At 38.4% G+C, this 21,208-nt stretch carries 11 protein-coding genes and 1 tRNA gene; 7 read left to right on the forward strand and 5 right to left on the reverse strand.

The window, feature by feature from the left end; translation table 11 throughout:
• The first annotated feature begins 395 nt into the window (after nt 1-395).
• A complete protein-coding gene (locus RAO94_10470; protein MDP8322762.1) occupies nt 396-2,642 on the forward strand; it encodes a vitamin B12-dependent ribonucleotide reductase in 2,247 nt (748 codons plus the stop codon).
• 103 nt (nt 2,643-2,745) lie between these two features.
• Here the strand turns inward: RAO94_10470 and RAO94_10475 are convergent, their stop codons facing one another.
• Both RAO94_10475 and RAO94_10480 read right to left on the reverse strand, forming a co-directional pair.
• Nucleotides 2,746-7,278 carry a right-handed parallel beta-helix repeat-containing protein gene (locus RAO94_10475; GenBank protein ID MDP8322763.1) on the reverse strand — a complete coding sequence of 1,511 codons (4,533 nt, stop codon included), beginning with the start codon at nt 7,276-7,278 and terminating at the stop codon, nt 2,746-2,748.
• Between the two features lie 9 nt (nt 7,279-7,287).
• Nucleotides 7,288-8,781, reverse strand: coding sequence for a T9SS type A sorting domain-containing protein (locus RAO94_10480; protein ID MDP8322764.1), 1,494 nt, complete (start codon nt 8,779-8,781; stop codon nt 7,288-7,290).
• 265 nt (nt 8,782-9,046) lie between these two features.
• Between RAO94_10480 and RAO94_10485 the strand changes: the two genes are divergently transcribed.
• Complete coding sequence (locus RAO94_10485; GenBank protein ID MDP8322765.1) at nt 9,047-9,466, forward strand: tetratricopeptide repeat protein; 420 nt, start codon at nt 9,047-9,049, stop codon at nt 9,464-9,466.
• A 42-nt stretch (nt 9,467-9,508) separates the two neighbouring features.
• Entirely contained in the window at nt 9,509-9,823 is a 315-nt protein-coding gene (locus RAO94_10490; protein MDP8322766.1) for a hypothetical protein, read from the forward strand.
• 51 nt (nt 9,824-9,874) lie between these two features.
• On the opposite strand, the gene RAO94_10495 is transcribed toward RAO94_10490, so the two are convergent.
• From RAO94_10495 to recG, 3 genes are read right to left on the reverse strand one after another with little or no spacing between them, the layout of a single operon-like run.
• Complete coding sequence (locus tag RAO94_10495) at nt 9,875-10,885, reverse strand: acyltransferase family protein (GenBank protein MDP8322767.1); 1,011 nt, start codon at nt 10,883-10,885, stop codon at nt 9,875-9,877.
• On the reverse strand, nt 10,885-12,828 hold the full coding sequence (locus tag RAO94_10500) for a FlgD immunoglobulin-like domain containing protein (GenBank protein ID MDP8322768.1): 1,944 nt from the start codon (nt 12,826-12,828) through the stop codon (nt 10,885-10,887). The genes RAO94_10495 and RAO94_10500 overlap by 1 nt, the downstream gene beginning before the upstream one ends.
• 17 nt (nt 12,829-12,845) lie before the next feature.
• Nucleotides 12,846-14,921 carry an ATP-dependent DNA helicase RecG gene (gene recG / locus RAO94_10505; protein MDP8322769.1) on the reverse strand — a complete coding sequence of 692 codons (2,076 nt, stop codon included), beginning with the start codon at nt 14,919-14,921 and terminating at the stop codon, nt 12,846-12,848.
• Between the two features lie 727 nt (nt 14,922-15,648).
• On the opposite strand from recG, the gene RAO94_10510 reads away from it, so the two are divergent.
• The 4 genes from RAO94_10510 (at nt 15,649) to RAO94_10525 (ending at nt 21,207) form a co-directional block, all read left to right on the forward strand.
• Nucleotides 15,649-16,173: a hypothetical protein gene (locus RAO94_10510; GenBank protein ID MDP8322770.1), complete on the forward strand. Its 525-nt coding sequence runs from the start codon at nt 15,649-15,651 to the stop codon at nt 16,171-16,173.
• A 492-nt stretch (nt 16,174-16,665) separates the two neighbouring features.
• A tRNA-Leu gene (locus tag RAO94_10515) sits at nt 16,666-16,752 on the forward strand.
• A 116-nt stretch (nt 16,753-16,868) separates the two neighbouring features.
• On the forward strand, nt 16,869-17,999 hold the full coding sequence (locus RAO94_10520; protein ID MDP8322771.1) for a PorV/PorQ family protein: 1,131 nt from the start codon (nt 16,869-16,871) through the stop codon (nt 17,997-17,999).
• Between the two features lie 7 nt (nt 18,000-18,006).
• Complete coding sequence (locus RAO94_10525; protein ID MDP8322772.1) at nt 18,007-21,207, forward strand: T9SS type A sorting domain-containing protein; 3,201 nt, start codon at nt 18,007-18,009, stop codon at nt 21,205-21,207.
• Nucleotide 21,208 lies beyond the last annotated feature (1 nt).

The following is a 21,208-nucleotide window of genomic DNA, read 5'->3' on the forward strand; positions in this document are numbered from 1 at the left end:
AAATCAAAACCTAATCCATATTTTGCATAGATTTTGCTATACTTTCATAATATAACCACCTGATAATAAACTATTTAACAACTATAACCTGCCCTTAAACCAGAACAACAAGGCACAATCTAACATAAAAATGTCAGTACGTGCTTTGTTGTTCAATTTATAATCCTGTCAAAATATATGAAGATACGGGCGTACCACATGGGAAAATGTGAAATATAGGTTATATTGAGCGTGATGTCTGATAATTTGTTATTATCGACTCGGAAAAAGGGAAAAAATTGGTTTGACACATGGACAGGCTGGCAGAATTTAACCTGAAATCGCTTGGATAATGGGAGATCAAATAGACATTTTATTAGCGATTTAAGATAAAATTAAAAGGCTGGATGGCACTTATGAATATTAGCGAAAATGCACTTAAAGTATTGGAGAGAAGATATTTCCAAAAAAATGAAAATGGGGAATGTATTGAAAACTGGCAGGACATGGTTTTACGTGTTGCTTCCAATATAGCCGGTGGTGATAAAGAGAAAACTCAAAGGTATATCAACCTGCTGGACTCTGGTTATTTTCTGCCAAATTCTCCTACTTTGATGAATGCTGGCAATGATTTGCAGCAGCTAAGTGCCTGCTTTGTTTTACCGGTTGAGGATAGTATTGAGGGTATTTTCGAAAGTGTAAAAAATGCTGCCTTGATCCATAAATCAGGAGGCGGGACTGGCTTCAGTTTCAGCCGTCTACGTGAGCAGAATGCCCGGGTGAGATCAACTAATGGAGTTTCTTCCGGACCGATAAGTTTTTTGAGTGTATTTAATGCTGCCACTGATGCTGTGAAGCAGGGCGGTACCCGCAGGGGTGCTAATATGGCAATTTTGAATGTTGACCATCCCGATATTCTGGAATTTATCACCTGTAAAGAAGATATCAATAATCTTACGAATTTCAATATTTCTGTGGGCATAACGGAAGAATTTATGCAGGCTGTGCATGATGATCAGGAATATCCTCTTGTTTCTCCCCATTCAGGCGAGATCACTCAGAAAATAAAGGCGACGGAAGTATTTAATCTTATCGTGGAAATGGCACATAAGAATGGTGAACCGGGAATTGTGTTCATAGACCGCATTAATGACTATAATCCGACTCCTCAGGTGGGAGCTATGGAATCTACTAATCCCTGCGGTGAGCAGCCGCTATTGCCTAATGAAGCCTGCAATCTGGGCTCGATGAATCTGGCACTTTTATGGGAAGATAATGAATTCAACTGGGATAGATTGCAGCAGGTGGTATATGACAGTGTAGATTTTCTGGATGATGTGATAAATAGATCGCAGTTCCCTCTGCAAGCGATCGATTACACTGTGAAGCAAAACCGGAAAATCGGACTTGGCGTGATGGGCTGGGCTGATCTGCTTTATGAGATGAAAATTCCCTATAATTCAGATGAAGCCACGCTTCTGGCAGCAAAGCTGATGGAATTTATCGATTATCACTCCAAGCTGAAATCAATCAAGCTGGCAGAGCAGCAGGGTTCTTTCCCTAATTTTAAAGGCAGTATATACAGTCAGGGCACTTTGCATCGCAAGGGTGAACTGGATTGGGATATGTTGCGGAATGATATCAGCAGCAAGGGCATCAGAAATGCTACCACCACTACGATAGCACCTACAGGAACTATCAGCATGATAGCTAATACTTCCAGCGGTGTGGAACCACAATTCTCACTGGTTTACGTTAAAAATGTGATGGATGGAGAAAAACTGCTCTATGTGAATCCGCACTTTGAGAAAGCTATGCATGATGCCGGATTATATTCCGAAGAAATGATGATAAAAGTGGCTGAAACTGGCTCTATCCAGGAGATGTCAAAGATTCCTGCCGAGATCAGAGAAGTATTTGTTACCTCGCATGATATTACTCCCGAATGGCATATCAGGATGCAGGCAGCCTTCCAGAAATTTGTGGATAATGCCGTATCCAAAACTATTAATTTCACTAATGAAGCTTCAGTTGAAGATATCCGCATTTCTTATGAACTGGCGCATGAACTGGGCTGCAAAGGTGTAACCGTCTATCGTGACGGCAGCAGGCAAAACCAGGTGCTGAATGTGGGCTCTTCGATCAAGGAAGATAAGGAAGTGCCCTGCACTCAATTGAAACCACGCCAAAGACCGGAATTCACCCAGGGCATGACGCGTAAAATTGAAACCGGCTGTGGACATCTCTATGTGACTATTAATTATGACAGCGAGGGACCTTTTGAATTATTTACCACCATGGGGAAAGTAGGTGGCTGTGCTTCTGCTCAATTGGAAGCGATAGCCCGTCTGGTGTCCCTGTGCCTGCGCTCAAATATAGATAGTGATGAGATAGCCCGTCAATTGAAAGCTATTCGTTGCCCTTCACCAATGTGGAATAAAGGCGAAATGGTTACCTCCTGCGCTGATGCCATAGCCAGATCATTAGAGAAATTCAGTCAAATAGAACCGGTAAATATAGCTGGCATGGAATCAAATACCCAGACAACGGCAAAGCCACGACCCAGAAAGAAAATGAGCGGAACCTGCCCCGAATGCGGCAGCACCATCCAACACGTGGAAGGATGCCTCACCTGCCCCAATTGCGGCTGGTCTAAATGCTAAAAGATTACTTTCAAAATTATTAGCCACCTGAATATTCAGATGGCTAATAAGAATTTTATGAAATATCATTTAGGATAATACATCACTCAAAACATCTACGTCTTTATTTCAACAATAAACATCTTTTCACTGCTTCCGTTTTGCCATCTACATTAAGCCTGTAGAAATATACTCCGGAACCTGCTAATTTCCCGTTTTCTTCTTCTCCATTCCAGATAACAGAATGAATTCCTTTATCGAAATCACCGCTTAGAAGTTTTTTCACTTTTTGCCCTTTGATATTATAAATGCTAAACTCAATTACACTATTCTCAGGTAATGAAAATGATATTGTTGTAGTTGGATTAAAAGGATTAGGGAAATTTTGAAAGAGTTCAATTCCCGTTACTTCGGGTGAATATATGCCCCCGTCTTTCGACTGGTTATTTAGTAAACTCCATAGACTCTGCTCTTTTTCCTTTGCCTGCTCAATACTGTTCAATTGTCTTTCTAAATTAGTAAAATTGATAGCAGCCCTTGTTCCTCCAGATGATGCTTCCAGATAGGTATATACAATATCAAGCTCAGTATAAATAGAATCAATGAAAGTCAATTCATCATCCAGCAAAACTTCATACTCAGTTATTGCAGACTGATAATCTCCCATAAGTCTATTGCAAAATGTATTTTCCAGATTGATTGTTTCTGATAATTTAGTTTCAGGATACTGAGCGGAAAGCTCAGAAAAATAATCCTGTAATTCGATATATTCAGACTCAGTATCAAGACAGTTTATTAACCTGTTCGCAGACCAAATTGCCTCTATATCATCTGGATTTTCAGCTATGCTTTGCATATAGTAATCTTTGGCTGTCTCATAATCACCCTCTGATTCTGCAATCAGACCCAGGCTAAACAATCCGTCTCCTGCCAATGGATCATAACCTACCCAGGGAGATGTGTGTACTGGAAGATAGTTTACCTGCCAGTTAGCAGGAAAAAATGAATCTTCTACATCATTCTCAATTGTTGTACCCCACCATAAATCACGGCAGTAATATTCCAGCGTTACTGCATCTTGATTATAAAATGAGTAGCTGTTACCGAATATTATATCGTTACATCTTTTATCTACTACCGGATATGATGTTCCGCTGATCTTTATCTCAGGATAATCAGTGCCATCGTAATGGGTATAACTGATCGTTGATTTTGTAACAACCGGATTTGATCCTCGATTTGCAAGAATACCGGCATATTTATTAGCATAAATGGTATCATTCAGAACAACTGCAGAAGCGTTATAAAACCATAATCCATAATCATTCCCGGTAAATTTACTATACTTGATCTCTGAACGATAAATCGGTTCATGACTGTTCATCAATAAAATTCCAAATAATCCACAATTATGAATATAAGAGTTATTAATCTGGTATCTTTCAGGTTTTTCCAGATATATACCCCGATCATTATACAGAAATTCACAATTATCAACTATGATTTCTCCCTTACTGTTCAAAGGGAATTCAGCATTCTGAAATTCACAATATTCCAATTCGGCTGATCCTATTTCAGTAATCTCGATCTTATTCCAGTTATTAGTCAGATATTTATCAAATACAATCACGTTTTCTTCATTACCTATTGCAGTTAATACTCCATCTACGATCAGATGAAAATCCTCTGCTAATTCTGGATGAGCACTTGCCAGGAATATAATTTCTGCTCCTGTCGGAACATAAATCTCATCCTTTAATATTATCTCGCCGCAACCAAATTGAACTATATCCTGAATGATAATCCCATTAAATACCCCGCTATGTATAGTTAAATCCTCCGTAAGCATGTTTCCTGCAACCAGATCTGAATAATCATAATTAACATAAAAATATTCATCATCATAAGCCAGATAAGATATGTTATCTTCGATAGTACCACGTTCCCCACCAGGTTCTGTTCCCGGCTGATATGTTCCGAATTCGGTCTTAGAATGCAAATTCTCAGGTTCCACTCCGCAACGCAATATTCTATATTGCGTTCTGTCATTTTCTTCGGTTTTATGGGTTACATATAACTCCCCATTATCCCATTCTGCCATTACTTCTTCCGCTTCATAGTCAGAATCATATAGTTCTACAGCAGTAAACCGTGATAATTGATCTCGTGCCCTGATATAGTTATCTCCATTAATGATCAGTTTTCTGATATCAGTAAAGCTTGAATTTGCTTCCACTAAAAAGAAATCAGCCGATGTTACAAACTGTAAACTTATCTGTGTAAACTCAAATTGTGAGTCACCAGAATAAACTGCTGCGTAAGTATCATAATCATCGCTTGTATCCAGATCATATCGCACACCGTATCCATAACTATGATCAGCAATGAGTTCTATCGGATCTGCAATATCTTCTGATGGAATCAATAGAGTAATGAATTGTTCATTGATCATATTTTTTGTTGTAATTCTCAATCGGCTGTGACTCGTATCATCACCATCCCAACCGGTTGGTAAACCATTATAATATGCACCATAATTAATATCTTTGTCTTCATAATTAGTATGGAAATTATTCACAGCTCCCATTACCCCATGTAAAAATATATTATTTACAGAAGAACAGAAATGAGATTCATGATCATTATCAAATGTTTCTTCAGACACTGGATTGAAATGTATCTGGTTTCTGTAATTGTTTTCTTCGCCTTCAGTATTATCTACTCGGTCATAAATGATGTAATAGTGATCATCAATCATGTAAAAACCCCTTGAAACTATGCAAGGGTGTTCTGTACCGTACATATCGGGTTTTTTATTATCGTAATTCACACTAACTTTTAAGTGTTGGATTTCATCATTTGTGATCAAAAATTCTTTTTGAGCTGGATTCGGAATATCGTTAACGGTGTGGTATTCAAACCTGTTAAGATGTGATATCGGATCTTTTTTATTCAGATCTTGAATTGGATGTGCAAAGATTTCTTCTGCCGAATAGTAACACCATTCAGTTAAATCTGAGAATTCACCTACATAAGTACTCCCTTCAATATCAGTACTATCTGGATTAATTATAATCAAATTATGAGCATAGGGAGATTCAAACCATTCCATTGTTCTACCCCACTGACTATAGGAAATACCATTATGCTCTAAAGTATTATACCAGGTTTTATATCCTAAATCAATAATAAGATACTCCCCTTTATAGAATAATTGGAAGTGGGTTTTATCGCTATTCCAATGATTATGATCAAAAGAATTCTCATGATTTATAGACATCCAAGGTACATCAAGTACTTTGTCATCATTGATTGTAATTATATTATTAGCAGTTGCCTGAGGACGCAATATTGTCAACTCCCCATCTGAATATGAACCGGTTTCCAGATATGAAGGAAAATAATTATCTGTTGTGATAGGCATTGAACTAACTGACTCTGGATCATAACACATAACAACATCAAAACTTTCTGTATTAGCTTCATTTGTCTCTAATGGATAGTCTCCATTATTATTTTCTTTTGCCCTGTGAACATACCACCTGATAGACTTTCTTAATTCAAGATTATTAGTATTGTTATAATAATACGGTAATAATCCCTTTTCGATATTATTGTTATCATTAGGTGGATATTCATCTGCTCCTGCACTTCTATGCCTGAAATCATCTTCCTGGGTTATATGACAAAACTGTGGATCATTACGCATCATTATCTGAGTCATCCAACCATTCATAAAATCCGTATCCCACATATTAAATTCAGTTACCCTTTTTAATGCTGTAAAAAATAAGGGAGTAAGATATATTGCTCGATTAGCGTAAGTATATCCACCAATATACATACCGGAATTTGTTACGCCATAATCCTGATAGCCATGTAAATCTGTTCCTTCAGGATAAAAATCTGTTGAGAAAAACTGCTCCATCACAAAATCTTTTAATCTGGTTCCCGGTGTTAAATCTTCCCCCGCTACAAGACAGCAATATCCCAGACCACTCAGATTTATCAAACGAAAACTGGATGCTCCTATTTCAGGTAAGCGACTATAATAATCATAACAATAACCTGGATTAGTAGTCCAAAGATCACTATTATAGATATCATCTATTGCCCAATCTATCAGATCATCTAATTTGGCTTGTAATAAAGCTTGCTGTCCAGGGCTCATATAATAATATGCCATATCACACATGAATGCGATAAAATTGAGACCATAAGACATATCCAGGGCTCTCGCATAAAAATCATCTGCTTGAGGTCCATCAGGATTATATATAGCCAGTTCAAATCCTTCCCAGTCAAATGAATCCTCTGACTCTACTAATAAAAAGAATATAACCTCATTCATAAAATCTACATTATTATGAATTAATCCATTATATGCTTTCCTGCAATTGTACAATAGATCGAAAGGATCTGCATAATAACGATCACCTAATTCCTCAATTTCTTCAGGTGTTAACTCTCGTGTTTCTCTTGTTTCTTGATAATACAACCAAATTAACGGATCTTCAGTTTCGGATGGATCTGCTAAACATACATTCCTAATACCTTGTAATGTCGAAGATGAGATAGTAAATGTCTGATCAACGGCTGTTAGTGTAAAAGTAATTACACAACAGATTACTACAAGCAAAGACTTTTTTGCTTTCATTTTTTCCTCCTATTTAATTAACAGCATTTTATTTGCTGCTTTTTTTTCTCCGTTTGTCATCAGTTGGTAATAATATACCCCGCTGCCAACTAATGCACCTGCTTGATTTTTCCCATCCCAAATGATTTCTCCTGATTTACCGTTTATTACTCCTTCGTGTGCTATTTTTAATTCTCTAACTTTTTGCCCTTTAATATTTGATATTTCAATAATTGTGTTTTCTAAATTGCTATCTATTTCATACTTAATTGTGGTTATTGGATTGAAAGGATTAGGATAATTACTTAGTCTTTGTTTAATACCGGGTAATTCATTATTATCTACTATCAAATTTCCTTCTTCATCAACTCTTAGTAAAACAAATTCAGGAAAGAGACATTGTCTGTCCGTTGTTCCGCAATAAATAATATCTCCGTTTATATGTTCAAAGCCTTTCTTATCTTCCTTGCCAATCCAATCAGGATAGGCAGGACTATTTTCCAGATAATTCCTGCTCCACAATACTTCTCCATCAAATGTTACTTTATGAATTTCTCCTTCTTCTGCGTTGAAAGTTATTAATATATTACTGTCGTTAAGTTTAAGAAGTCTTGATGTATTTGATTGATCATAAAATGGTGTCAAAATATCATATTCTTCTAACAGCATTCCAGAAATATTATACTTTAACAAAAAACCTCGACCTCGTACATAATCCGATTGCCAAGAGAAAGTAAATAAAGTATCTTCATCATACTCTAGCAGACTTGAAAACATTGCGTTTTCTCGCGTTTTTGTCCATAGAGTGTCTCCTTCTGAATTAAATTTCATCAATGTTCCCCAAAAGGGATTATATGTCTTGAAGCCGCATGTCAAAAATCCACCATCTGATGTTTGAATTATTGTATTCATTTCAGGTGGATATTCTCCATTTATCATCAGGTCATAGCCACATTTATACCAGATGATATTACCATCAAAATCTGTTTTCATTATAGAAGGTGAGGGATAATTATCTGCCATACCTGCCATTATCAAGCCATCTTCTATTATCTGCATGGAATTTATTGTAACACGTAGTGAATCAATATCCCAATAATTATGTGTTGAAATCAAACCACAATTCTCATCAAGAATATAGAGCACTCTCGGGAAGGTGTATCCGCCTCCTCTTCCTCCTATAGCATAATACCTGTCCACTTCGTTAGATACTAATGAACCGAAATAATTACTGAATATTGAAGCATCCTGAACCCGCCATTCCATTTCACCTTCTTCCGATATTTTCCAGAACATACTCTGTGGTTCTGAATAAAACTCATAGCCAGGTGTTACATAAGCATTTAATAAAAAGCCTCCACCAATTGCTGGTATCACATTGCAACTCCCGTCACGATAGGAATAAGCAAAATATTCTTCAAAAAGATCACGATACGGATAGCTGTTAAAAAAAGTCGGCTCAGCTTCTAAGAATAAAGTAACACAAAGTATTATAATTATAATAATAATGATATTTCTGGGCATAATGTTCCTCCTATTCATTTTGTTATTCATCATATCATAGTTCATTTGTTCACAATCTCCATTTTCTTGTCAACATTTATTCAACCTTACTAAGCAGGAGTTTTGCACAGTACCCCGGACAATGCTTCTGGCGACAGTTGATTTCCCATTCTGTCCATATTATCCATTAAGTCCATCACGTCCATAATCCAGTCTAGTAAATAATTCCCTTGACCTGAATATGATTCATTATTTATTTTAAATTAGACCTTAAGGAGGTGTATCCATGAAAATAAAGATGATATTATCCCTTATTTTATTTTTGCTTTTGATAATACCCCTGGTATCAGAAGAATTAGATGATCAGGAACTCTTCAAAAAGGTCGAAAAACTTGCTTTATCAGGTGATATTGAAGCTCAATATAACACGGGAAGATGCTATGAAGAAGGATTCGGAACCGAAAAGAATGGTGCTAAAGCCATGAGCTGGTATAATACAGCAGCACAGCAGGGTCACATGGAAGCACAATTTCGGTTAGCTTGTCTTTACGATTTTGGAGAAAATGTACTTCATAATAACGTGCAAGCAGTTAAATGGTACACAATGGCAGCAGAGCAGGGGAAGATGGAAGCCCAATATAATCTGGCAATATGTTATGAAGATGGAAATGGTGTGGATCAGGATGATGAAGCAGCTCTTAAATAGTACACAAGGGCGGCAGAACAGGGAGATGTCGATGCTCAGTTCATTGTGGGAGATTGTTACGATTTTGGCGAATTAGTTGCGAGAGATGCCGCAGAAGCATTTAAGTGGTACAAATTGGCAGGAGATCAGGGACATCCCGATGCTCTTTACAGTCTGGCAATATGTTATGAAGATGGAAATGGAGTAGAGCAGGATTTTCAAGAGGCATATAAATACTACTTGTTAACCTGCAATTTCGCTTCAGGAGGATTGTACGAGTCAGCAGAAGCAAATCTAAGCCTGGCAGCAGAACAACTGACCGCATCTCAGATAGAAGCCGCCACTGACGAAGTAAACAGTATTTTGGGTAACAGATAAGGAATCGGTAGTACATATTTTTTGCTTTAAATATCAGAGAATATCTTCGCATTAAATTATTCTCTTGAGAACAGGGATCTGCTTGATCAGCCAGGAGGATGCCAGGGAAAGGCAAAATACAGCGATGGCAGTGAGTGGTATTGAAAAAGCAGGATTCATTATTGATACACCCAATCCCTTGAGATTAATAAGTTTCAGGAAAATCGGATGGATGAGATAAACTCCTAGTGTAAGGCTCGCAATCTGGTGGATATTCGGTGAATTGAAAACCTTTATATGATAATATTTAAACCACATCATAATACAGGCAGCCATAATGACCACAGCAAAACTAAAATATCCCTGGAAGTATATCCCTGATGAAGCATGCCGTATTTGCGCACTAAAATAATAGCCCGTAGCAATTATAACCCCGCTGCAAAAGAAAATAGCAAGTAAGGTGATCTTTGAGGGTTTATATTGAGTGCTTCTGATCAGGTAACCCAGAAAATAGTAGGGAATAAATGGGATAAATTTAGTGATAAATAATGGAGGTATCCCGGGAAGAAGTTCTGTATATAAAAAACTGAAAGTGCTGATCAAGAACATAATCAGTACTAAAATTTGAAGTTCTTTGTGAGAAGAATTCTTGATTATCAGTCTGAAAAATGGGGTAAATAAATACAAACCGATGATCATGTATAAGAACCAGAGGTGGAAATGTGGTTTTCCTTCCAGCAGGTTAAGAAATATTTGCTGTTTTGATGTTTGAATTCCGTAAGTAGCAGCATAAAAATAATCCAGACAAAGATAGATAGCAGACCAGGCAAGAAGGGGTATAAATATCCTTGCAAACCTTTTTCTATAAAACAATCGAAAGGGTTCATTTTTACCTGGATCAAGCAGTAAAGCACCACTGATCATCACAAATACAGGAATTGCCCATCTTACCAGAGAGTTATAAATATTTCCTGACCACCAGTATTCTGAGCCGATCATGTTTGCAGACTGCACCAAAATTGCAGAATGCAAAACTACTATTGCCAGAGTAGCAGATATTCTTGCCTTATCTATCCAGATCATTACTTCAGCAGCAGGCATTTATTTACGGCTTCAGTTTTGCCATTGATCGCCAGTTGATAAAAATATATTCCTGAGCCTGCACGCTTACCATTTTCGTCATTGCCATCCCAGATCACTGAATGATCGCCCTGCTCCATTATACTAGATCTCAGCTTCTTAATCCTTTGTCCTTTAATGTTATAGATAGCCAGCTCCACGTTACAATCAACAGGAATTGAAAACGATATGGTTGTGGCTGGGTTAAAGGGATTGGGGAAGCAGGATAATTTGTCAAGTTCAGCAATATTGCCGTTATCTTCGTCATCAGGTTCAGGTATTTCTATATGATCAATTGCCACATTGCCTGAATCAGCAACAGGTTCAGGAAAGTTGAATTGCTCTGGTGCATTCATATTAATCAGATAACCCTGCAAAGGTTCCAGCATTGTCATAGAGCCATACCAGCCCACACCCTCATAATAAATTGCGCTTTCAACCTGGCTTTTGATCGCAGCTCCATTTTCCAGATCAGCTAAGGCATAATTGATCTCCTGAGCTTCCTGAGGTGCAAAAGATATCCAGTTCCAGCCATCGGTTAGCTCATAAGTATTTAACCTCACATTTACAGGAACTCCAGAATATTCCAGAGTGGACGGATTTTCAACCTCCAGTTTGTATAAGGAGACATTATCAATATGAGTCAATGATCCAAACCAACCCGTGCCCTCATAATAAATAGAGCTTTGAGTTTGACTTTTTAAATTTGAGGCATTATTACCTATGGAAGCCAGAACTGCATTAGTGGACATATCATCCCCCCTCACATTGAGCGCAAACCAGTTCCAGCCGGATGTAAATTCTTTGCTGACCGTTACTGGGGGAGGATAAAAGACAAAATCGCTGATCACCACTTCCAGATTTTCACCTATATCAGCATCAGGAAGTAACCATAAATTCAATCTTGCCCGGGCATTTCCCGCAGGAGGAATGTCATTTCCAGAATATTCCCAGGCTTCGATGATGTCTGCTTCATCAGGTGGATAATCACCCGCATCACCAGACCAGGTAACAAAATTCAACTGGTCTTCACTCCAGTTAAAGGCACAGGAAACTTCTCCCTCTGGATAGTAGTCAAATTGATACCGGTTATCATTTTCATACCAGGGCTGAACCACATATTGAGCAAAGGGGGTATTGGAATCACCCCAATAAGATAATTCTACATCGATCTCGTGGTAAATATTATCTATATTAGGATTAAAAGTAATCGCTTCATCCCAGGAAAAGAGTCCCAATACTGCTTCTAAAGGGAAATCAGGGAATCCATCAGCCAGAGTAAAGATATATGTCCCGTAACCCAGTTTTTCTTCACACACTATCTCACTGCAATGCCAGAAATCACCATCATCGATAATATTCAAATGCAGATCATCATTGTCATCCACAAAAACCATATTTAAAGCATCAGAAAAATAATTGTTACCAGGTCCTGCCTGAGCTGTGAAAGTTTTGCAGATCCAATCCAGATCACCAAAACTTATCTCACGATTTCCGGGTAATCGATCAGTAAAGGTATAGGGAAAGTCAGCAAATTCATCTGGCAGAAATTCATGCCACTGTCCCCATTCTCCTCCAGATTGCGGTGGAACGTAGTCAACGGGGGTCAAAAAAGCAAAATAACGAGTTGCTTCCGTATCATATCCTCCCCCGGTCACATCACAAGTCCAGGTGAGATTATCACTTATCAAGCAATAACTCGATGCTGACGGCTTGGGGTACCACCATCCGCCATAAAATAGAAATACATGCACTGCATACATTTCGGGCACCGTAATACCCGTCACATGACCATACATATCCTGATCCGACTGAAATTCCGGCATCTCATCAATAAATATATCCTGTCCTGATATAATACTGCAAAGCCCAATCAGAAATAACACAAACCATAGCTTTTTCATCATTGATCCACCTCGGTTATTTAGAAGTTAAAGAGTTTCTCCCGTTCGGAATACAGCCTTTCATAAGTTTTTTTAATTATCTTATTTTCATCGCTATCCAGCTCTGGATCAATATCAAGCACCCAGCCAGCTACAGCACGGGCATGGATCAAAAGCTGTCTGTCACGCACGATATTGGCATGACGAAAGATATTCATTCCACTTTGAGCAGTCCCAAAAAACTCTCCGGGACCGCGGAGTTCCAGGTCCTTTTCTGCAATCAAAAAGCCGTCATTAGTTTCCACCATTGTCCGCAGTCTTTCAGAACCTTCCTTTGAGAGCGGATAATAAGCAACCAGGTAGCAGAATGATGCTGCACTTCCTCTGCCCACTCTGCCGCGCAACTGATGCAATTGTGCCAGTCCAAAGCGTTCTGCATGCTCAATGATCATCACTGAGGCATTTGGTATATCAATTCCTACTTCAATCACTGTAGTGGAAACCAGCACATCAAATTCATGGTTCTTAAAGCGCGACATGATTTCATCTTTATCTTTATTTTTCATCCTGCCATGTAATATTTCTGCCCGGCATTCAGTCATCAAAGTTGACCTTATATCTTCATACAGCGTTTCTGCTGCCAGCAGGTCAGATTTCTCTGATTCCTCGATCAAGGGACACACAATATAGATCTGTCTGCCTTCACGTACTTCTGCGATTGCATGATTATAGGCATCTATTCTTCTGCCTTCACCTTTCCAGATGGTGGTTATTTGCTTGCGTCCCGGCGGCATTTCATCAATCACACTAACTGTAAGATCACCATAAACGGTAAGTGCCAGTGAGCGGGGAATAGGAGTTGCTGACATATATAAAAGGTCTGGATTATCACCTTTTGAGGGTATCAATGACCTTTGCATTACGCCAAAACGGTGCTGCTCATCCACAGCCACAAAGCCAATTTTATGAAATTCCACATCCTTCTGCAAAAGCGCATGCGTGCCTACTATAATCTGGATATTGCCACTTTTGATCTCTTCCTTAGTTTTCTTTTTGCCTTTATAATTGCCACCTTTTAAGAGGGCTACTCGAATATCCATATCAGCCAGATAATTTGTAAAACTCAAAAAATGCTGCTCAGCCAATATCTCGGTCGGTGCCATAATAACAGCCTGACAGCCGTTTTCCACTGCCAGCAGCATGGCAAAAAGCGTCACGATTGTCTTGCCGGAGCCCACATCACCCTGCAGCAGGCGGTTCATCTGATAAACGGAAGTCATATCCTCCACAATTTCTCTGATCACTTTCTTTTGGGCAGGGGTTAACTTGAATTGCAATGAATTCTTTAATCGAGTGGTATAAGTCCTTTTTAATTCAAAAGCTCTACCATTTTTCTCTTTCTCGTGTCCCCTTCGTACCTTTGCCAGCATCAACTGATTATAAAAAAGCTCTTCGAAAGAATAGCGTTGTTTTATACCTGCAACTACAGCCGGCTGGTTAGAAAAATGGATTTTCTGCAGGCTGATGCTACGTGGTTCCCAGCCAAATTTTTCCAGTAATCCTTGGGAAAGGGTCTCTTCAATATCCTTGGCATAAAGCCTGAATAGGTTATAGATCATGTATCGCAACTGTCCGATTTTCAGTTTGTCTGTAAGTGGATAAACCGGTAAAACGGAGCGGGAATGCCAGAAATTAGTTGTATCCTCCCCTTTATCGAGCACTTCCAGTTCAGGATGAATGATCTGAAACTGGTCTCTGAATGAGGTGATCATGCCGGATACCCACACTTTTTGCCCCTGCTGGAGCATATCAGTGAGCCAGGTGCCATATCTGAACCAGGTACATAAAAGGTTGTATTCACCGTCAGAAAGCACTACATTTAATTGCCTCTGTCTGCCTCGCTGAGTTTCGCGAATGCTCACGATCTCGGCTGTCAGTGATGACCGTCTGCCAATTTCCAGGTCAGCAATGGAGCTTTTGGCATCACGTTGAATATAATCCCGCGGGAAAAATTCCAGCAGATCATTGAGTGTAAAAACACCCAGTTTATTCAATAGTTTTGCCCGGTGCTCACCAACACCTTTTAAGAATTTGATCTCAGTTGAAAATAAATCCACTTTTCACCTCTATCGTATTTTCTTAAGATTATGTTTAAGTAGTCAAGTAAATTCAGTGTTCTGATTTTATCCTGAAATTTACTAATCAGCATTAGGTTAGAGCTACCTGAAATCAGCTTGCAATCAGCAGGCAGAACAACTTAGCATAATCTAACAAAAAAATGTCAATATGTGCTTTGTTGTTCCTCCTGATAATTTTCCGGAACTGGCACCTCTCGACTTCTACTAATACTACACTTTGTTAAAATAGATGATAAATTAAAGTGTTGGAATAAAGAAGATAGATTTACACTTTCTTCACGTATCCCCCCCCCCAAAAATTACAAATACACCTCAATTAACCATATTTAACATAGTGAATTATGAAATTAGAAGCAAAAATAGAAATGTAGATCATTTAACTACGAAGATGAATTTTATGATAGAAATAATAATATATCTGGTACAAAACTTAAGTAATAAAATGATATACAGGAATTTGGCAAAAGAATTGAATAAAAATTTGGCATATAGGTTATCGAATATCGTATCAGAACTTTTTAGGGGATTCTTAGTTAGACCAAGAAATAGACATAAGGGTAAGTACAAGAAATATTATCTGGAAAAGCTACAGTATAGGCTGGTGTTAAATGATAATTAAAAAAGGGGGGGGGGATGCGTGATCTAATATTTTAGTTGACAGATATAAGCATTTTCTTTAAAAGAAATCCAAATATAGGAGGTGCATATGAGAAAGCTGATCATTTTTGGATTATTATTATTTTTAACAGCAAGTGCTTATGCATTTGAAAAGGGAACTGTCAATGTCGGCGGAAACGTAAGTTATTCAAGTATAAAAGCTAATTCAGATGCTGATGCTTATACAATATTTTTGTTCTCTTCACAAGCAGGTTATTTTGTTAGAGATAATATCGCTCTTGATATCGGATTTGATTTATCAGTTGCGGATTATGATGGTAGTGAGACTTCATTGATATTTGATATTGGGAGTCGTTACTTTATTGGTGACATATTCTATTCTGGATTTAAGGTTATGGTACAAACGTATAGTGGTGGTGGATTTAAACTTTCACAGAATTTTGTACAATTAGGTGCTGGATATTTAGTTCCTTTAGTAAAAAATGTTGTATATCTTAATCTTGATGTCAATTATACTATGGGTATTGGAGACTATGGTGGAGATATATCCGGGACAAATGAAGAGTCAAGGCTCAATTTTGGAGCAGGAATCGAGTATTTTATTAAGAAATAAAGATTTTTTGTATAATGTAAAAGCTCTTCATTCGAAGGGTTTTTATTATATGTAAATAATTAAAAGATCCGCTCTTAATGGGCGGTTCTTTTTTATAGGTTTTATACGTCCTATATGACCTATAATATAACCACTTATCTAATCAAACTCACCTATAGATCAGTGAGTGAGAAGAACAACAAAACACGCCCCATAAATAAATGTCAGTATGTGCTTCGTTGTTCCTCCTGATAATTTCCAAGAGGCTGAGAAATATGTGATCAGAGATAATATGTTGACAAATAGAAGGTTAAGAGAAAAGGTGAATCATTGATGTAGAGATCAGTGAGAAAGGTGAAATGGAAAAAATCTGCAAAAGAGAAAAACAGATTATATTATCTGCAGCAGAAAGCAGAAAAGGTGAGAGAAGAAGTTTAAAAGATGGTAATGAAAGAGAAAAAGCTTGACATTGGAATTGGTGGAAAGCAATTAAGTTCAGAAGTATTTGAGTGTGCCGAAGTGGTGAAACTGGTAGACGCAGTGGACTCAAAATCCTCCGAGCTTACGCTTGTGCCGGTTCGAGTCCGGCCTTCGGCACCAATAGAAAGAAATAAAATAAAGCCCATAATGGAGGGTCTTAATACTGAATTGTTATGGTCGCTTGACTATTACTTTTTTCATATTCAAAATTTTTGAAATTTATTCGGAGGATTAACATGAAACAGAGCTTAATTTTAATTGCCCTGGTGATATTATTACTTATACCAGTATTTTCATATGCAGTATCAGAAGCTGGATTGGTATATCTATTAATGGAACCGGGATCTCGTTCTGGCGGTATGGGTCAAGCATACGTGGCACAAGTGGATGATGCTTTTGCCGGATATTGGAATACCGGAGCAATGGCATTTAACCGATCAACCCAGTTTGCATTAATGCATTCAAACTGGCTGGGTGATGTTTTTGATGACATTTATTATGAATATTTCGGGTTCAACACCTATCTGGAAGATACAGGTAACATTGGCTTTAATGTGATGTTCCTCACTTATGGTGAGCAGGATGCTTATGATGAAGATGCAAATTTCCTGAAGTCTTTTTCTTCATGGGAAGTGGCACCTTCAATAACTTACGGTTATCAGTTGAACAAATATCTAGGAGTTGGAGGCGCATTCAAATTTATCCATTCTGATCTGGCACCTGAAGGTACAGGAGCTACAGAGGAAGGTTTGAAGGGACAGGGAAGTACATTTGCCTTTGATTTTGGCATAAATTTAAAAGATCTTCCATGGTCTTTAAGTGATATCTTTTATGTATTTTTCCCTAACTTACTATTAATTCGCGACTTATCACTTCCTAATATTCCTGATCTTCCCGGTTCCAGTATGAGTTTAGGGCTTAATATCCAGAATCTTGGTCCAAACATAGTTTATATAAATGAAGAGCAATCAGATCCGATACCTTTGAACTGGCGAATGGGTTTTTCCTGGCAGATGTGGGAAACAGAGATATCAAGATTAACCTTTAATGCTGATATGAATAAATTATTAGCTAATCGCGATCACGTCTGGTATGAAAGGATTTATAGAGACTGGGTAGATCAACCTCTTGATGAAGAATGGGCAGATATTATCTGGGGTACCGGAGGAGAGTTTTCATATCTTAACCTTTTGAGTTTGCGATTGGGATATATATATGATCGTGTAGGTGAGATTGAAGGTATATCCTATGGTGCTGGACTCTTTTATGAGCAGGATAAATTCAGGGTTGATGTAGATTTTGCAATGCAACCTGGGGGAGACCTTCAGGACTTCAATCGCACATTCTCTATTAAAGTATCCTTTTAGTTAGTCTATGAATCTGCAGAAGCGAATATATATTTTCCTTCTGTTATTACCGATATTTCTATTTGGTGGAAAGATCGAATTACAGAAGGCTGTAGCACCAAATCCTACTCGTCAGGATATACATCCTCTCGAGCAGTATTTCAGCAAATCAATAGACCGCAGGGAACTTTCAGAGCAAAACCGGGTAGTAGATAACCGCTTGCTGGTGATGCTAATAGATTTTGTAGAAGATAGCGATTCCACAACAACCGGCAATGGAAAATTTATCTTCTCTGATGATGATTATCCGATTGATCTGGGGAAAGCTCCACATGATCAGGAATATTTTGGATATGTGATGGAAAGTGTGCGTTACTATTATGAAGCAGCCAGTCTGGGAGCATTTGAACTCGATTATGATGTTTATCCCCAGCATGATTATACTGAAGCCGATACAGTAATTTTTGCCTATACATTACCGCATGAGATGAGTTATTACAATCCAATCGGAGTAGATACCGCAACCATGATAAGCCGCTTTGAGGAATATTTTAAAGATGTGTTTGAACGGGTTGATGATGATGATAACGTGGATTTTTCCCAGTATGGTCATTTTATGATAATCCATGCCGGCTCGGATTCTCAGCATGATATTGCCGGTGATTCCCGCAGTGATATACCATCATTTTTTATCAATGTAGGTGATGGAAAAGAAGCAATAGTTGATGATGGAATAGTGATCGATCATGCCTGCAATGTGCCTGAGACTATCAGTCAAGATGGACAATACGGTGTGACCACGGCGGTTACTGCCCATGAATTTGGTCATTCACTGGGATTTATAGATCTTTACAGTACATTGACCGGTTCTCCACAGGTAGGCTGGTTTGATATTATGGATTCCGGTGGTATGGGAGATTTGATAGTAGATGAGATTGATGGTGAACTGATCACTATTGAAGGTGGCTTACCAACTCTACCCAGTGCTTGGCACAGGATACTTGCCTGGGAAGATTATTTCCGCGAACATGGGATGCTGAAGGATATTGATGAACTTGACTGGAGTGAACCAATCGGTGTCGATCCGGCAGAGAAATTATTAAGTGGTATCAATTCAGGCAATCCCTATTTCATTAAAATACCACTGACTGATACAGAATATCTATTAGTAGAGAACCGTCAGGTTGATCCTGATGGCGATAGTGGACTAAGTTTTAAGGGAGCACTACCACAATCTGATAATCCTAATGATAGAAAATATCGGATACTGCTTTATCCCACTTTTCCGGCAGATGACCCTCGCGACTATCCTAACTGGGAATATGATCTTTTCATTCCGGGTTGGCAGAATGAAAATGAAATAGATAATAAGATCTATAATTATGGTGGTGGACTGGTTATCTGGCATATAGATGATGAGATCATTTTTGAGACTGGAGATTGGGAAGATGGAGTATTTTATAGCAATTATGATCAGAACACCGTTAATGCCTTGCATTCAAAGCGTGGTATCAAAATTATAGAAGCAGATGGTTTTGATGATATTGGCAATTATAATGACGGCTATAATATCATGGGTTCGGCTTATGATCCATTCTATTTATATAATCCGCTTTTCTCAGAAAATGGAAATTTCCTGGGCTGGGATGATTCAGGTATGGTACCTGGTTATCAGCCGGTAAATGAAGATAGATTTATTCATACCGTGGAATTCAATGGTTCTTCTTTCCCGCGTCTGGAGACTAATGATGGTGATCCATTTATGTTTGGATTCCGGGATATCAGTTCATATTCGATTGATGTAGATGTTGAGAGGAGTATGTCATTTAGCTGGGGTAGTCATCTATTTGATGATATTCAGGTTTTGGCAGAGTATGAAGAGATACAGGGATTATCTAATGTGACAGATGTATTGGGATTGCCATCGCTGGCGATAGTTACTTCAGATAAGATAGAGATGATGACCCTGGTGGGAGATAGCTGGGATAATTATCTGGAGGTGCAGATCCCTTTTGAATATCGGCCGGATCAGCCGATCCTTAGTATGGATACTGATGCTGATGCTGAAGAAGAAATATTGATAGCTTCTGATAGTGTACTGACAATTCTGGATGGGGTAACGATTTCTCAGGAAATATACCCATCTCCACTGAGTGATCTTCCGATGTATATCAGGCTGGATGAAGTGATCAATGTTTATCCGCTGACAGATAGATTGATCATTGGTGATGAAGAATTAGACGTGCCGGGAGCAAAAATAAGCTATGACCAGCAGCATTTGATAGCTGCCAATCGGGATGGTATCTGGTTCATTGATCCTTTAGAGAAACAGATCATTAATAAATTTGAACTTGGTCACAGCGATGTTGATTATTATCCTGTTGTATTGAAAACACTGTCAGGTAATAATGAGTACTGTTTCCAGGCAGTTTCCAATGGTGAGATCTGGAGATTTGCCGGTGATGAAAAGAAATTAATATTCACAGCCAGTGATTATTGTGACACCGCACCCAGCCAGATATTATTATCACCACTTGAAGAAAATGGCAGGACGTGGCTTGTGTTTGCGGCAGGTGAATATTTATTTGCTATCACGAATGAAGGGACTCTTATGCAGGGGTATCCTGTTTACCTGGAAGATATAAACATCGAGTCAGGAAGTTGGCTGCAGGCATTAAAGCTCAATGGAGAATACCTGATCAGGCTGCAACGTGATAATGGCGCAAAATTTGCAGTTAATGGTAACGGAGATTATCGCCTTGATCTTTCAGCAGCTGCCGCGGGTCAGAAAAATTCTCAATACTGGTATGATGAAATATCACAGGAACTTGTCTGGTTTGGTGGAGATAAAGCATTATGGCAGGGTAGGAGATTTGAGGTTTCGGAATCACCATTGATCAACCGAGGTTATCGTAATGAAGAATATAATTCATTTACTACAATAGGATACGATCAACCACAGGAAGCAGGGACTTTCAGGGGCTATGCCTTTCCCAATCCTGCTAAAAGTGATTATGCAAAAGTCCGTGTATTTTATGCTGAGGCAAAGATCAGTCTTAAGTTGTATGATATCGCGGGAAATCTGGTGCTAATTCAGTATGAAGAAAAAGAAGATAATTCCCATCAAGACATTGATCTCGATATAACCGGGATTTCCAGTGGTGTATATTATGCCCGTATCAAGAGCGGTAATAAATCATTGACAGTACCATTAGGAATAGAAAAGTGAA

This window comes from Candidatus Stygibacter australis, from assembly GCA_030765845.1.
GTDB lineage: Bacteria > Cloacimonadota > Cloacimonadia > Cloacimonadales > TCS61 > Stygibacter > Stygibacter australis.